Here is a 15,821-nt window from a genome sequence, read left to right as displayed (position 1 = left end):
CGGCCACCGGAGTGGCTATACGAAGCTGAGCGCATCGCGGCCGAGGGGCGGTACGAGTCCCTCGGCCGCGGCGCGCGTGAGCAGTCCGCGTACCGCCGCGTGCCCGTCGGCGCCGAGGTCTGCGGTGAACTCATTGACGTAGAGCCCGATGTGCTGGTCGGCCACGGCCGGGTCCATCTCCTGGGCGTGCTCGAGTACGTACGGCCGCGAGGCCTCCGGGTCGTCCCACGCCATCCGCACCGAGGCGCGGATGGAATCGGCCAGCCGCTTCAGGGTCTCGGTGCCCAGCGACCGCTTGGCGATGATCGCGCCCAGCGGGATGGGCAGGCCGGTCGTCGACTCCCAGTGCCCGCCCATGTCGGCGAGGCAGTGCAGTCCGTAGTTCTGGTAGGTGAACCGCGCCTCGTGGATGACGAGTCCGGCGTCCACCTTGCCGTCGCGCACGGCCGGCATGATCTCGTGGAACGGCATCACGACGACCTCGCCGACGCCGCCGGGGACGACGTCCGCGGCCCACAGCCGGAACAGTAGAAACGCGGTCGAGCGCTCGCTCGGCACGGCGACCGTCTTCCCGGTGAGATCGGTGCCGGGCTGCTTCGTGAGCACCAGCGGACCGCAGCCGCGGCCGAGCGCGCCGCCGCAGGGCAGCAGCGTGTACTCGTCGAGGACCCACGGCAGTACGGCGTACGAGACCTTCAGCACGTCCAACTCACCGCGCTCCGCCATGCTGTTGGTGATGTCGATGTCCGCGAAGGTCACGTCGAGGGCGGGCGCGCCGGGTACCCGGCCATGCGCCAGGGCGTCGAAGACGAAGGTGTCGTTCGGGCAGGGCGAGTACGCGATCTGCAGGGTCACGGCGACTCCTCGAGGAGTGGGTTGAGCAGCTGGAAGGCGTACCCCAGCGAGTCCAGTGCCTGGCCGATGCGCCAGCCGGCGCGGTCGCGGGGGCCGACGGCGTTGGAGACCGCGCGGATTTCGAGGACCGGTACAACGTGGGCGGCGGCGGCCTCCGCGACGCCGAAGCCCTCCATCGCCTCGGCGGCGGCGTGCGGGTGACGATTCCTCAGCTCGGCGGCGCGGGCGGCGGTTCCGGTCACGGTGGAGACGGTGAGGACGGGCGCGTACACGGCGTCGAGCGTCCGAGCCATCCGCTTGGACAGCGCGGCCGGCGGACGGTGAATGCTGCGGCCGAAGCCGAGTTCGTCCACGGGCAGATAGCCGTCGGGGGTCTCGGCACCGAGATCGGCGGCGACGATCGCGTCGGCGACGACGAGCGCGCCGATGGGGGCGTGAGGCTGGAAGCCGCCGCCGATTCCGGCGGAGACGACCAGGTCGTAGGTGCCCAGGGCGAGCGCGGTGGCGGTGCCGGCCGCGGCGGCGGCGGGTCCGACACCGGCGGCGAGCACGTCCACGGTGCCGTATCGGGACAGCGCGTACCCGCCGGGTAGCCGACGCGTGCCGAGTACGGGAGCGGTGAGCCCCGCGGCGACGGAGTCCGCCTCCGCCGCCACCGCGGTCACCACCAGTACGCGCACGGCACGGTCCTTTGGGTCAGGAGTCCTTTTCGAGCTGGAAGTGCCAGATGCCAACGAGCTTCTTGCCCTTGGTCCCGACAATGCTGACCTGCGCCTTGTTCGTGGTCTCACCGGTCTGCGAGGAGAAGAAGGCGTTGCCGGGGATGGTCCGGTACGACTTCTTGTACGGCTCCTGCTCGGCCTGCTGGCCGCCGATGAACAGCGTCCAGCCGTGGTCCGCGATCTCCGGGTCGACGCCGAAGCGGACCTTGTCGTCCATCGAGACCTTGACGACCTTGTCGGCCTTCTTGTTCAGGCAGGCCTGGATCAAGGACTCCTTGATGGCCTTGCCGTCGTTGTAGCAGGTCGCCTCGGTGTGCACCGAGTCCGTCCCGACCGTCACGGTCGCGAGCGGTGTCGGCTTGTCGCAGGCGGAGAGTACGAGGAGCCCGGCGGAGACGGCACCGAGAGCGGCAGCGGCCCGGCGGCGCTTGCCCGAGAAGAACGCAACGGTCATGGTCCGAAGGCTATCGGGCCCCTCGCGCCCCGCGACGCCCGGGTGCGGCGTGCCGCGAGGGATCGCCGGACGGGTCCCGGATTCAGCCCCTGACTGAGGACGGGCCCCGGATTCGGCCCCTGACCGAGGGAGGCGGGCCGAGGAGCGCGCGAACGGCAGAGGCGTACGGCCGCGGCACCGGCGCGTCGCCCCGGCGTAATGCTCACGCCACCCGGGCACGGGGCCTGCTGCCGTGGCGGGCCGCGGTCAGGAGGCCCCTCACCGATGTCAGCGCGCCGAGCGTGACGATTCCCGCCGCGACCGACATACCCAGCGTTCCGTTCAGCGGCAGCGAGATGCCGATCGCGCCGCCCGCCACCCAGGCCATCTGGAGCAGCGTCTCGGAACGGGCGAACGCGGACGTGCGCACCTGTTCCGGTACGTCCCGCTGGATCAGCGCGTCCAGGGACAGCTTCGCCAGCGCCTGGCACAGACCCGCGGTCGCGCCCAGTACCGCCACCATGCCCGCGCCGAAGAACGCCGCCGCGGCGATCGCCGCCGCCAGTACCACCGCCTGCACGGTGGCGATGATCATCTCCGGGCCACGGGCCTTCAGCCAGGCTCCGACCGTCGTGCCGAGCGCGTTGCCGACGCCGGCCGCCACACCCACTATCCCGAGCGACACGGCCGCGCTCTGCCCGGGCAGCGGATGCTCGCGCAGCAGGAACGCCAGGAAGAAGATCAGGAAGCCGGAGAGCGCGCGGAAGGCGGCGTTCGCCTGCAGCCCGTGCAGCACGGAGGGCCCGACCGTACGCAGGCTGGGCTTCTTCTCGCCATGCGTCAGCATGTGAGCCTTGCCCTCGCCCTTCGCCGAATCGACCTTGGGCGGCATCGTGAACGCCCAGTACCCGCCGAGCAGGAACAGCGCGCACGCCCCGTACAGCGGCCACTGCGGGCCGGCCTTCTGCAGCCCCACCCCGATCGGTGCCGCGATGCCCGTCGCCAGCAGCCCCGCCAGCGTCACCCGGGAGTTCGCTTTCACCAGGGAGAACTTCGGCGGCAGCAGCCGCGGCACGACCGCGCTGCGCACCACGCCGTACGCCTTCGACGCGACGAGCACCCCCAGCGCCGCCGGGTACAGCTCAAGGCCGCCCGTCGCCACCGCGCTCGACATGGTCACCGCCAGCACCGCACGCGTGAGCATCGCGCCCGCCATCGCCGCGCGGCGGCCGTGCGGGATGCGGTCCAGAAGCGGTCCGATGACGGGGGCCAGCAGGATGAAGGGCGCCATCGTGATGGCGAGGTAGAGCGCGACACGGCCGCGCGCCTCGTCCGTCGGTACGGAGAAGAAGACCGTGGACGCCAGCGCGACGGTGATCATGACGTCGCCGGCGCCGTTCACGGCATGCAGCTCGATCAGCTTGCCGAGCCCCGACTCGCCCGCGCCATGCGCATGGGTCGCTTTTCGGATACCGCGCGCCGTTCCGGTGAAGGGCAGATGCAGGGCACGGCCGACCGCCCGGCCTGCTCTTCTGAGCGCACCGACTCCTTCGGACGACCTGACGGCTGCCACCCCGTCATAGTGCCCCAAGCCCTGCCGGGGCGAACCGCGATGCGCCGTTGTTCGCCCCTTGTTGGGGCGGGCAGGTGGGCGTTGAGCGGCGGAGGGGGTAGCGTGCGTAGCGCGCCACCGGCGGTAGCTCTCGGCCGCGCGCCTCTTCGGCATCCCGCAGAATGGATGACGTTAGGTGTGCCCGAGACAGGTTGGTCTGGGCGCGGACGTCGATGCGGCCCCCTGGTCCGCTCCGCCTGCGGCCCGTACCTCGCGAATCGGCCGGCGCACCCGTGAGACGGCGTAGGAGAGAAGCGAGACCTGTGAGTGCAGTGACGACGCGAAGCCGAACCCCCGACCGCCTGTGCGCCGAGGCGGTGGATCTCGCCCGTTCGGCGGCCGAGGAGGCCGCGGCCCCTGGGGTGGTCGGCGAGCATGTATCCGTTGTCTCGGAGGGTGACCGCGTCGTCACACACTTCTTCGAGGCCAAGGAACCTGGATACCGAGGCTGGCGCTGGGCGGTGACCGTCACGCGGGCCTCCCGCGCCAAGATCGTCACGCTGGACGAGACCGTCCTGCTACCGGGCCCCGATTCGCTGCTCGCGCCCGAGTGGGTGCCGTGGAGCGAGCGGCTGCGGCCGGGCGACCTGGGCCCCGGAGATCTGCTGCCCACCGAGGCGGAGGATCTGCGGCTGGAGCCCGGCTTCACGGGCGAGGACGTGCCCCCGCCGAATTCCGTGATCGCCGAGACCGTGCCGCCGTCCCACGACCTGGCCGAGCGCGTCGAGGCGGAGGACGCGGAACTCACCGAGCGCAGGCCCATCGACGCGAGCATCGCCAACGGCCGCGGTGCGATCGCGTCGGTCGCGGAGGAACTCGGCATGCGCCGGGCCCGCGTGCTGTCCCGGTACGGGCTGCACGTCGCGGCGGACCGCTGGGACGAGTCCTTCGGCGCGAAGACCCCCATGGCGCAGGCGGCCCCCGCGACCTGTGCGAGCTGCGGTTTCCTCGTTCCGCTGGCGGGCTCCCTGCGGCAGGCCTTCGGTATCTGCGCGAACGAGTTCTCCCCGGCGGACGGGCGTGTCGTGTCCTTGTCGTACGGCTGCGGCGCGCACTCCGAGGCGGCTGTGATGCCGAAGCCGCCGAAGCCGGCGCCGCATGTCTTCGACTCGATGGGCACGGACGAGTTCCCGCTGCGTCCGGCCCGTGACAGCGGTTCGGTTTCCTCGGAGCCGGAGGGCGAGTCGGAGGATCTCGGCCACTCGTAGTCCGCTCCCGACGGCTCTCGTGTTCCCGCGCGGTGCTGAGCCCGCCGTTCGCGGTACCTTCGGCCGCATAAGCAGTGGATGGGTCGACAGTGGGCAGGCGGTACGTGGGTCGCGGACGGTGGCCCACGGTCCGCACGCAGACTGCGGGCCGACCGGAGAGAGCGGAGTCACAGCGTGAGCGTCAGGACGACCGAGTGGGCCGACCCGTTCGGGACGGCGCGGCTGCGGCGCGGGGTGCTCGACGCGTGGGGGGCCAGTCCCGCCCGCTTCCGTGAGGACGCCAACGCCGAGGAGGATCTGGCCCTCGGCGGCTACCGCGACCGCCTCGTCGTCGAACTCGCGCAGAACGCCGCGGACGCCGCGGCCCGCGCCGGCGTGCCGGGCCGCCTCCGGCTGACCCTGCGGCCCGGCACCGGTGACGAGCCCGCCGTCCTCGCCGCCGCGAACACCGGCGCGCCGCTCGACGCGACCGGTGTCGAATCGCTGAGCACGCTGCGGGCATCGGCCAAGCGCGAGGGCCACGAGACCGCCGTCGGCCGCTTCGGTGTCGGCTTCGCGGCCGTCCTCGCGGTGAGCGACGAGCCCGCCGTCATCGGCAGGCACGGAGGCGTGCGCTGGTCCCTGGCCGAGGCCGGGGGACTGGCCCGGCAGGCGGCCCAGGGGAGCCCCGGGCTCGGCGACGAGCTGCGCCGCCGCGACGGGCACGTACCGCTGCTGCGGCTGCCGCTGCCCGCCGAGGGCACGGCTCCCGAGGGGTACGACACGGTGGTCGTGCTGCCGCTGCGGGACGGGGCCGCGGTCGATCTGGTGGAGCGGCTGCTCGCCGGGATCGACGACGCGCTCCTGCTCACGCTGACCGGCCTGACCGAAATCGTCGTCGAAACCCCGGGCGGCGTAAGGGTGTTGAGGCGCTCAGTGCACGGGGCGTATGTCCATATCGAGGACAGCGAGCAGGGCGACCGGCGCTGGCGGGTGGTGAGCCACGGCGGCGCCGTCGAACCCGCGCTGCTCGCGGACCGGCCCGTCGAGGAGCGGCTGCGGCCGTACTGGACCGTCACCTGGGCCGTGCCCGTCGACGAGGAGGGCGCGCCGGCCCGGCCGCGTACCGCCCCTGTGGTGCACGCGCCCACGCCCACCGACGAACCTCTCGGTGTGCCCGCGCTGCTGATCGCCTCGCTGCCCCTGGACACCACCCGCCGCCACCCGGCGCCCGGGCCGCTCACCGACTTCCTGGTGCGCAAGGCGGCGCAGGCGTACGCCGAACTCCTGGGCAGCTGGCGGCCGGTGACCGTCGGCACCATCGACCTGGTGCCCGGGGCGCTGGGCAAGGGCGAGCTGGACGGCGCGCTGCGGGCGGCGATCCTTCAGCTGCTGCCGCGTACGGCGTTCCTTGAGGCGGCGGCGCCGCGCGATGTGTCCGGCGAGTGGTCCGGGGACACCGGGCTGCCGGACCGTGAGAATGTCTCCGCCGGGCTGCGGCCGATCGAGGCGGAGGTCCTGGAGGGTGCGGGCGTGGAGACCGTCCGCGTGCTGGCCGAGGTGCTGCCGAGCCTGCTGCCCGCGGGTCTCGAGCGCCGCGTGGAGCTGCGCACGCTCGGCGTGGCGCGGGTGCCGCTGACCGAGGCGATCGACCGGCTCGCGGGTCTTGAGCGTGAGCCCGCCTGGTGGCAGCGGCTGTACGACAGCCTCGCCGGGGTCGACCCGGACCGGCTGACCGGGCTTCCGGTGCCGCTCGCCGACGGGCGTACGACGATCGGGCCCCGGCAGACGCTGCTGCCGCTGGCCGAGACGCCGCCGCACCTGGCGCGGCTCGGGCTGAAGGTGGTCCATCCGGAGGCCGCGCACCCGCTGCTGGAGAAGCTGGGCGCGCTGCCGGCGACGCCGCGCGCCGTGCTGACGACGCCGCAGGTGCGGGCGGCGGTGGCCGGTTCGCTGGACACCGGTGAGGTTTGGTACGACGGCGTCGGGGACGGTGCCGCGCTGGACGCGGACGAACTCGCCGAGACGGTGCTGGCGCTGGTACGGGATGCGGGCATCGAGCCCGGGGACGAGCCGTGGCTGGGCGCGCTGGCGCTGCCGGACGATGAGGGCGAGCTCGCGCCGGCGGGCGAACTGGTGCTGCCGGGCAGCCCGTTCGCCTCGGTGATGCGCGAGGACGAGCTGGCGCTCTGCGACGGCGAGCTGGCCGGACGGTGGGGCGAGCAGCCGCTGGCCGCGTGCGGTGTGCTGGCGAACTTCTCTCTCGTACGGGCCACGGATGTGGTTCTCGACCCTGATGAACTGGAGCCCCGCGACGGGGATTACGCCGAGCCCGACGACGCGGGTCTGCTGGACGCGGTCGACGTGTGGTGCGAGGACGTGCTCGACCGGCTGCCGGAGACACCGGTGCCGCCGGTCGCCACGGAGATCGTCGCGGTACGGGATCTGGACCTGGTGGACGACGACTGCTGGCCCCGCGCCCTCGCGCTGCTGGCGCAGCCGCCGCTGCGGGACGCCCTGACCCAGTCCGTACGGATCCTGCTCCCGGACGGGACGACCGAGACGGTGCGCCCGTACACGGCGTGGTGGCTGCGGGACCATCCGGTGCTGGACGGGCGCCGCCCGGCCGGTCTGCGGTCCGCGGGCGGCGATCCGCTGCTGGCCGGTCTGTACGACACGGTGGACGCCTCGGGCTTCGAGGACGTCCAGGTGCTGCGGGCGCTGGGCGTGCGCACATCGCTGGCCGCGCTGCTGGAGGAGCCGGGCGGGGCGGCGGAGCTGCTCGGCCGGCTCGCCGATCCTTCCCGCGAGGTGTCCGGTGCGCAACTCCACGCCCTGTACACGGCGTTGGCGGACCTCGACCCGGACCAGGTCACGCTCCCGGACGAACTGCGGGCGGTCGTCGACGGCGAAGTACGGGTCGTCGACGCGTCGGACGCGGTGGTGGCGGACGCGCCGGACCTGCTCGCGCTGACGGCGGGCCTGCCGCTGCTGCCGGTGGCGCCGTCGCGGGCGGCGGATCTGGGGGAGCTGTTCCAGGTCCGCCGCCTGGGCGAGGCGGTCTCGGCGGAGGTGACCACGAAGGGCGAGGAACACGAGGTCCCGGAGTCGGTCCACGTCCTGCTCGGATCCGGCACGCCCGCGACGTACGTCGAGCACGAGGAGCTGGTGGCGGGCGGCGTCGAACTCGACTGGCGCCGCACCCCGGACGGCGTGATCCACGCCGCGACCCTGGAGGGCGTGGCGGCGGGCCTGGCCTGGGCGGCGGGCCAGTGGCCACGCCGCTTCGAGGTGGCGGCGCTGCTGGAGGATCCGTCCCGCACGGAGGAACTGGCGCGGGACCGCTGGTTCGACTGACCTCGAGGACACGGGAAGGGGGCGCCGGCCATCGCGGCCGGCGCCCCCTTCTTCGTACCCGTGTCTTCTCTGCCCGTGGCCGCTAGCGGACGTCCACGAAGACGACCGGCGAGGCGGCGGCCCCCACACCGGGCGTGCGGGGCAGCAGCCAGCGCCAGTTGGCGTCGTACGCGGCCTTGGGGGCCGACTTGACCGTGCCTGTCGTGTCGGCGGTCACCTTGGCGGCGACGGTGTACGCCGAGGTGCCGGGCTTGCGGAACTCCAGCTGCACCGTCTTGCCCGGGAGCGCGTTCCAGCGGCCGGTCGACCAGTCGGCGATCCCGGCGATGCCGGAGACGGCGAATGCCTTGCCCTTGGTCACCGGGACAGTCGGAGCATTGATCGTCACCCGGGTCTCGCGCAGGATCTGGGCCGTACCGAGATCTCCCTGATCGGTGAAACTCCGACCGTCGAGGGAGCGGGCCCAGATGGCCACCTTCCACTCACCGGCGAGATCGTTCCGGCCGAGCATGCTGCGTGCGTTGAGCTGGAAGGGCGCCTCGCACGTGGACGTGGTGGCGTCCACCTTGGTGCATTCCGAGGGCCAGGTGCGCAGCACCGCGTCCGGCCGGCCGGGGTCGCTCCGGTGGAGGAGCACGCCTGTGTCCGCCACGCCCGCCGGGTCGGTGACCGTGTACCGCACGGTGTACGGAGCCTTGTTCGGATCGTCGTACATGACCGGCGCGATCACCCTGCCGTTGTTGACGACGACGTTCGTGATCCTGGTGGATCCCACGGTCTCGTCGGCCGCGGGCGCCGGGCCGGCGAACGCGCGGACCACCGTCCTGCGCACGCTCGATCCCTCGGAGTCCTTGCCGCTCACGCGCAGAGAGATGTACCGCGCGCCCTGCGGGACGGACAGCGCGGCCGAGGCTCGCCCGCCCGAGTCCGCGACGGGCAGGGCGGTCCACGTCTCGCCGTCGTCGGCGGAGTACTCCAGGCCGGTCACGCTCGCCGTCGCCCCCTCCGTACGAGACGTGGCGACCGCGTCCACAGTGACGGGGGCGGCGCCCGCCGCATTGCGGACGTCGAGTCCGTCGACGCGCACGTCGACGTCGGCGAGGGGCAGATTCGTGTTGTAGCCGGAGTAACCGTCGGAGCTGAACGCCCATTCGGTCGTCTGCCGGGTGGAGAGCCGGGTGGGCCGTCCCTTGTGCCGCACTGTGTGGGTCAGCTCGTAAGGGGTCTGCGTCTTCGGGACGGTGGCGGACCACGCCGCGGGCATGTCGAGGTCCTTCACCTCGGCGAGCTTCGTGCCGCGCGAGGTGAGCAGGAAGTCCTGGACTGCCTCGTAGTCGCTGCCCTCGTGGCCGAGCGAGTCGGTGTAGGCCCACGGCTCGTACACCTCCAGCTTGGTACCCCGCTGGACGGCGCCGGACGGCGGGAAGGAGCGCAGAGCGAAGGGCGCGACACCGAACGTCTCCGCCGGCCCGGTTCCCGTGGGCAGGGTGCGGGGTGCCGCATCGAGCCGGGGTCCCCCGTCGTAGGAGACGCCGCGGCCGAAGGCCTGGCCCGGCGTCGCGTACTCCGTGACCGTGGAGGGGAACCGGACCGGGGTCGGGAGGTAGACGCCGGACGAGTCGCTGACGGAGGGATACGACGAGAACCAGCCGGTGGTGTCGTCGCCCGCCGAACGCAGCGTGGTGACCGTCCTCGCCAGGTCGGCCGTGCGCACCTGGACCTTGGGCAGCGCGGGCACCCCGCCCGGGAAGTTGTGGTAGAGGTCGTACCGGTACGGGCTGGGGCTGTTGGCCGCGGTCCCGTCCTTCACCAGCACCTCGTGGACGCGCAGCGAGGCGCCGGGCAGCGAGAAGGGCGTCACATAGACCTTGTTGCCCCAACCGCCCAGGAAACCGACGATGTCCCCGTTCGGCATGCGGAGCGACACGGCTGCGGCGTAGCGGCGCGCGGACGGTTCGTCCGCCGTGATGGCCGTCTCCTTGGCGAGACTCGGGTCGAATGTCACCGTCAGACCTCGGTCCTTCACCGTGAACGTCTTGGTGAGGATGTGGTCGGGCTGCTGCCAGTTGTTGTACATCCCGACGGTGATGTAGTCGCCGGGCGGCAGCGAGACCTTGCCGGAGCTGCCGAACTGCTCCTCTTCGACCTCGTAGGAGGTCCAGGTCTTGCGGTTCCACACCTGGATGATGGGTCCGAAGTGGTCGGTGCCGACGAGCTGGATCTTCACCGCGTACGCGGCGAGCGCGGCTCGCGGAGCCGTAGCGGACCTCGTCGGCGACCCGAGGCCGACCGTGGTGGCCTTCGCCGGCTTCTTCAGCCCGACGGGCCGCACCTGCAGCTTGCCGTCCAGGACGCTGTACGCATACCGGCCGATCTGTTCGCCCTGCCGCTTCGGCACGACACGGAAGCCGGGCGCCGACTTCCCCCGGCGCGGGACGACTTCCAGCCGCTCACCGGTGGCGAGCGTTGCCCCGGCCGACGGGACGGGAGCCGCCGCGGACGGGGCCGACGGCCCCCCGGCTGCCTCACCCGATCCCGGCGCGAGCACGACGGCACCGGCCGCCAGAGCCCCGACCAGCGCTCCGTATGCGGTTCTTCGACGTTTTCCGGTACGCCGCAGTATCAATGCGGATCTCCCCACCCCTTGTCATCTGGGCGTCTCCCACGCCTCGATGTCACAGCGATCACTGTGGTGGGCATAGCGTAATGGGGCACTGGGCAGGGGGCCGCCCGGGTCCCGCACGGGCGACACACGGAGATCCTCTGCAGTCCCGCCGACCGGCTGAGCTTCTCGGTGTGGCTCTCGTTCGGCCGGACGTCGACCAGGCTCTCGGCGTCCATTTCCAGCACCTCGTGCTCGTCCTGGTCGAAGGGGAGCACCTGCACGCTGATGCGAGGCTCGGCAGCGGCAGCCGGCAGTCGGGCCAACTGGCCCTGCATGACGGCCTGCCACCGACTGGCCGCCTCAGCACCGCCTCGTCGAGGAGGGGTGCGACGCCCCGCGTGCCCATCGGCAAGACCGTATGGGCGGAGGCGGCGATGGCTCTCCAGGCGTATCGGGACCGCCCGGCAGGCCAACGCCGCGTGGAAGCTTCTCTGCCCGGGCTGCCACTACCACCAGTACGAGATCGGGCCCACGGCAGAACAGTTGGGGCTCTGGTGAGCCGAAGTCGAGCTGGTCATCGTTCGATTGAGCAATTGATCACTCTTTGCCCACTGATTTCTGCTAATCCTATGACCGGGGTTCCGGGCGTCAGCCCGTCGCAGCGCCGGTGCGCTGTCTGGAGGGGATATACGTGAGCACGATTTCACGGGAGACGGTCGTCGCCGGCGAGCAGAAGGCCGTCGACCGCGCCTACGACTGCTACGAGGCGCGCCTCGCGGAGCTGACCGAACAGTCGCCCGCCTCGGCGGCGGCCAGTGGTAAGGACGCCATCGCCGCCCGCAAGGAGGCCGAGGCCAGGGCCGAGGCGTACGGCGGTCTCGGCGGGGAGGCCCTCGTCGTCAGCAGAGTTGACGTGCAGGAGCCGGGCGCGATGCTGCCCGAGACCTTCTATGTCGGACGCCGCAGCGTGTCCGACACCCGGACCCGGGACCAGGTGGTGGTCCTCTGGACAACCGAGCTGGCCAAGCGGTGGTACAACGCCCAGCCGGAGACACCGGGTGAGGTACTTCTGCGTCGGCAACTGCGTTGCGCGGAGCGCACGGTCGAGGACTACTTCGACGAGATCGCCACGGTTCAGGTGCCCGGTGATCAGGGTGCGGCAGCCCCCGGCACCCGCGACGACACAGTGGTTCTGCCGCGTACCGCCGACGACGGGATTCCGGAGACCGCCCCCGCCGGGGACCCCGCGCCCTCCGGAGTGCCGTCACCTCGCGAAGTCGTTCGCAGGCGGAGGAAGAAGCCGCTACAGGTGGACGAGTTCCTGCTCCGGGAGCTCCACCGGTCCCGCAGTGGACGGATGCGGGACATCGTCGAGACGATCCGGCGGGACCAGATGGCTCTGGTCACCGGTTCACCGGCGGACGTGCTCGTGATCCAGGGCGGCCCGGGCACAGGAAAGTCCGCGGTCGGCCTGCACCGTGTGACCTGGCTGGTCAACAACGACCACTTCCGCGCACAGGACATCCTGGTGGTGGGACCGCATCAGAACTTTCTGGAGTACGTCGGGCGGGTATTGCCCACCCTCGGCACCCGGAACGTCAACGCGGTTCAGCTGGCGCGCCTCTGGGAGGGGGAGGCCGTCGGTACGGACTCCTTCAGGACGAGGCTGGTCAAGTCCGACGACCGGATGGCGACCGTCCTACGGCGGCGCGTGGAGAGCGAGTGCAGACCGGAAGCGCTGGATGCCCTCACCACCGCCCCGTCGCACGACAAGGACGAGGCGGCCTTCACTGTCGCCATCGGCAGCACGTCGTTGCGCCTGCCTCGCTCAGAGGTGCTCGACCTTCTCCGCCAGGCGCGCGAGGGCACTGGGGCCTACCGCGCACGCCGGGACCGCTTCCGGACCTTATTGGTCGACCGCCTTCTGAGCGCACTGGTCCAGCTGGCGCCGCGGCGCAGCCGGGACACGACGGTGCGTCGGGATCTCGAGCGCAACCGGCAGGTCACGGCGCTTGTCGACCGGACCTGGCCGGCGTTGAGTCCGGAGGAAGCTCTGCGGAGTCTGCTCAACTCGCCCGACAAGCTGCGGGAGTGCGCGTCGCAGGTCCTCGGCGACAGTGAACAGGCCGCGTTGCAGAGGCCGAGGGCCGAAAGCGCGGCGGAGGAAGCCTGGACCCTCGACGATCTGGTGTGTCTGGAGGAGCTGCGCTTCCTCATCGCCGGTGAGTCCCCGCAGCGGTACCGTCACATCGTCGTCGACGAGGCGCAGGATCTGACGCCGATGCAGGCGAGGTCGTTGCAGAGGCGTTGCCCGACCGGATCGATGACCGTACTCGGCGACTTGGCACAGGCCACCGGTCCTCACACGTACGCAGCCTGGGGCCGGTTGGGCGGGCTCCTTTCAGGCCAGGGCGACTGGCATGTGGCGGAGCTGAACACCAGTTACCGGGTGCCCGCGCAGATCATGGAGTTCGTGGCTCCCCTGGCCCTGGCGGTCGCGCCGTCGCTTCCGTACCCGGTCGCTGTCCGTCGGGCCGACGGAGAAGCTGTACGGCTGGTTCCGACGACACCCTGGGAGCTGTTGGACGAGACGGTGACCCACACGGCCCAGCTCGTAGGTACTGACGACGGGCGGTCCCTGAGGTCGATCGCCGTCATTGTGCCCGACGACTCCGACTGGCTGGACGAGGTCCGCCTGCGCCTCGACCGGGCGGATGGCATGACCCCGGAAATGCGTAAGGCCGTGTCCGTACTGGCCGCCGCCCAGGCCAAAGGCATGGAATTCGACCATGTTCTCGTCCTGGACCCGACGACCATCGCGGACCGCGGCCCTGCTGGTCTGCGCCAGCTGTACGTGGCCCTGACCCGCAGTACCCAGACTCTGACCGTTCTCCACACTTCACCGCTGCCGGAGGCGCTCATGGGAGGCCGCGACAATGCGGCTGAAACCCCTTCCGTTCCCGAGGTGCCGGGGGAATCCCACGGGTCCGGAGGGGGCGGCACATCCGGCACGTCCCACCCGCAAGGGCTGGCGGTCGGCGACAACGTCCGGGTGCGGGTACTCGGCCCCGGCCCCGGCTCCCACTGGAGGGTCCAGGCCCTCTCGCCTCCTACGGAGCGCAGGCTTCTCCTCGTTCTTCGTCACGGCTCACCGGCCCCCTCCGTCGGATCGAAGCTGGACGCCTGGGTGATCCGCAACGAAGCACGGGTGAGCCTGATCTCGACCAGCGGCTTCGGCCGCAAGCCCATCTCGGCCGGCATGGCGGCACGTTACGAGGCGGCGCTCGACGTTCTGGGCTACATCGTTCGCGGCGACACGGTCCCGCCGGATGCCGCGGCCCGGCTCTCGGAGCTGAGAGGCATGGCGAATCGCTGCCTGCGCCGGGACCAGGCCGACTGGCTCAGTGTCTGGCACCTGCTCGGAACTCCGGACGCGGGTCGGCTGGGAGCTCTGCGCGACCTTGCGCAGAGCACTCGTGACGCGGTCGCGTCTGGTGACGTCACCCCGGGGACCGAAGTTCTGACGGACGCTGAGCGAAGCGGCTGGGCGGTCACTCTGTCCGAAGCCCGGGAGCGTCTGCGGGGACTCACCGGCACCACGCCAGCAACCGACGTCGTACCTGCCCCCGAGCCCGAGCCCGAGCCCGAGGTTGCACGCGATACGCCATCAGAGCCCGGCAGCCCGCCGGAAACAGGACCTGAGAAGGAGCCCGAAGTGCACGCCACCGCCCCCAGGAACGACGACGAAGCGACACCTGGCCGGCGGGCGGGCGAGGGGAGCCTTCAGCACGAGTTGACGGTTGCTTCGGAGGCCGACCGCAACTGCAACACCCATGAGGCGGTGCGCCATGAGTTGAAGGCCGCTCTGCTCAGGGCAGGGTTGAAACCGTCCGACTCGCCCTTCATCGACGTCAGCCGTGTCGGTCAGGACGGTCTCTTTCTCTACGAAGTCCTTGGTGCCGGACGCTCTGGCTACCCGGACCTCCGTGCCGGAGCCACGCGGCTGCTGGAGATCAACCACACTCTGCCGAAAACCGCCGATCGTCTGTACCTGGTGCTTTCCGAACCGCCCGCCGAAGGCTGGGCGGCCGACACCGTGAGAGGGGTATTCGGGGTCCACGTCGTGTGGAGTACTACGGACGGCTGGGGCGGAGAGGACAAGGAGATCGCGCTCGGCGCCGGCAACGGCCCGGTGGCGCCCGTGCTCTGAGGTGGCGCCGGCCGGATGCGAAAAGTCTGACCGCTCTTTGCGGCTGGTGTCCGAGCCAGGACTCCGGGGCCGTTTTACGGCGGCTGAAGACGCCCCGGCCACCCGTCCTTCTCATTATTATCCGACTGCCCTGTCGTTGAAATACCCGTCCGGTGGCGCAGTGAAACAGCGCAATGAAGCAGTGAGGGGATGTGTGAGTCGTAGCTGATTTCCCTTCAAAAATACTCTGCTTCCTTCGGGTTGTCCTCAGCTATGACCATCGAGGCCGAAGTGTGCCCATCATAAGAACAACCGCATGGGCCAATTGCAGCCCTGCAATGACGGGACGGGAGATCACACATGGCTGAAGAAGTCGTGGCCACATTCGCTGGTCCGCTGAACTCATTCTCCATCAACCTCAATCTCAGCAACGCGAGTGGCTCCGAAGTTCAATCGGTGGGCATCAGCGGCCGTACGGCCAAGTTCCCTGTCACCTGGGACAGTATGGGCAGCTTCGCAGGCCCCGCGACCCTCACGAGCACGGCCGGTGTGGACACCGAGGTTGTGGTGGCGAATTTCTCCGGTTTCTCACCCGGAGAGCAGGTGTCGTTCACCGGAATCGATCCAGATTTCACCGGCGCTCCGTCAGCCGGGGTGAGGGTCCTCGACATGTCCGGGGCCCGGGCTTTCGTACAGTTCGCGGACGGTACAACTGGCTTCGGTGAGTTCGAAGCGACCACCGCGGGAACACTCCGCGCGGTCATCTCGAAGTAGCCGAGCGGGCGAGTGGGCCGAGGGGGATCTCCCCCTCGGCCTTTTTGGTGAGCGGCAGTCGTCGGGTTCCGCGTCGCCCGGCTGGCC

Annotated in this window: 9 protein-coding genes and 1 pseudogene; 4 read left to right on the top strand and 6 right to left on the bottom strand. The window is 71.0% G+C overall.

Going from position 1 to position 15,821, the window contains the following annotated elements; genetic code table 11:
- Positions 1-15: 15 nt before the first annotated feature.
- The 4 genes from OG966_RS18325 to OG966_RS18310 all read right to left on the bottom strand — a co-directional run bounded on the left by OG966_RS18325 (position 16) and on the right by OG966_RS18310 (position 3,583).
- Positions 16-855, bottom strand: coding sequence for a 1,4-dihydroxy-6-naphthoate synthase (locus tag OG966_RS18325; RefSeq protein ID WP_326650765.1), 840 nt, complete (start codon positions 853-855; stop codon positions 16-18).
- Positions 852-1,535, bottom strand: coding sequence for a futalosine hydrolase (locus OG966_RS18320; RefSeq protein ID WP_326650763.1), 684 nt, complete (start codon positions 1,533-1,535; stop codon positions 852-854). The genes OG966_RS18325 and OG966_RS18320 overlap by 4 nt, the downstream gene beginning before the upstream one ends.
- A gap of 16 nt (positions 1,536-1,551) precedes the next feature.
- Entirely contained in the window at positions 1,552-2,031 is a 480-nt protein-coding gene (locus tag OG966_RS18315) for a DUF2771 domain-containing protein (protein ID WP_326650762.1), read from the bottom strand.
- 202 nt (positions 2,032-2,233) lie between these two features.
- A complete protein-coding gene (locus OG966_RS18310) occupies positions 2,234-3,583 on the bottom strand; it encodes an MFS transporter (RefSeq protein WP_326650761.1) in 1,350 nt (449 codons plus the stop codon).
- A gap of 302 nt (positions 3,584-3,885) precedes the next feature.
- Here OG966_RS18310 and OG966_RS18305 point away from each other — a divergent pair, with 302 nt between their 5' ends.
- Together OG966_RS18305 and OG966_RS18300 are read left to right on the top strand one after the other, a co-directional pair.
- Positions 3,886-4,830, top strand: a complete 945-nt coding sequence (locus OG966_RS18305) for a DUF3027 domain-containing protein (RefSeq protein ID WP_326650760.1) — start codon at positions 3,886-3,888, stop codon at positions 4,828-4,830.
- A 174-nt stretch (positions 4,831-5,004) separates the two neighbouring features.
- Positions 5,005-8,166: a sacsin N-terminal ATP-binding-like domain-containing protein gene (locus tag OG966_RS18300; RefSeq protein ID WP_326650759.1), complete on the top strand. Its 3,162-nt coding sequence runs from the start codon at positions 5,005-5,007 to the stop codon at positions 8,164-8,166.
- An 82-nt stretch (positions 8,167-8,248) separates the two neighbouring features.
- Here OG966_RS18300 and OG966_RS18295 read toward each other — a convergent pair whose 3' ends face one another.
- Both OG966_RS18295 and OG966_RS18290 read right to left on the bottom strand, forming a co-directional pair.
- Positions 8,249-10,792: a hypothetical protein gene (locus OG966_RS18295; protein ID WP_326650758.1), complete on the bottom strand. Its 2,544-nt coding sequence runs from the start codon at positions 10,790-10,792 to the stop codon at positions 8,249-8,251.
- A pseudogene (locus tag OG966_RS18290) lies at positions 10,789-11,153 on the bottom strand (Scr1 family TA system antitoxin-like transcriptional regulator); the annotation flags it as partial. The pseudogene OG966_RS18290 and the gene OG966_RS18295, both read right to left, overlap by 4 nt.
- Before the next feature lie 309 nt (positions 11,154-11,462).
- On the opposite strand from OG966_RS18290, the gene OG966_RS18285 reads away from it, so the two are divergent.
- Together OG966_RS18285 and OG966_RS18280 are read left to right on the top strand one after the other, a co-directional pair.
- Positions 11,463-14,981, top strand: coding sequence for an ATP-binding domain-containing protein (locus tag OG966_RS18285; protein ID WP_326650757.1), 3,519 nt, complete (start codon positions 11,463-11,465; stop codon positions 14,979-14,981).
- Between the two features lie 339 nt (positions 14,982-15,320).
- Complete coding sequence (locus OG966_RS18280) at positions 15,321-15,734, top strand: hypothetical protein (protein ID WP_326650756.1); 414 nt, start codon at positions 15,321-15,323, stop codon at positions 15,732-15,734.
- Positions 15,735-15,821 lie beyond the last annotated feature (87 nt).

Origin of the sequence: Streptomyces sp. NBC_01750, assembly GCF_035918095.1 — a bacterium.
Lineage (GTDB): Bacteria > Actinomycetota > Actinomycetes > Streptomycetales > Streptomycetaceae > Streptomyces.
This window is presented reverse-complemented; position numbering and strand designations above follow the sequence as displayed.

Excerpts from the sequence above, each read along its gene's own strand:
- OG966_RS18315 (WP_326650762.1), bottom strand. The coding sequence starts at position 2,031 with ATGACCGTTGCGTTCTTCTCGGGCAAGCGCCGCCGGGCCGCTGCCGCT.
- OG966_RS18280 (WP_326650756.1), top strand. The coding sequence starts at position 15,321 with ATGGCTGAAGAAGTCGTGGCCACATTCGCTGGTCCGCTGAACTCATTC.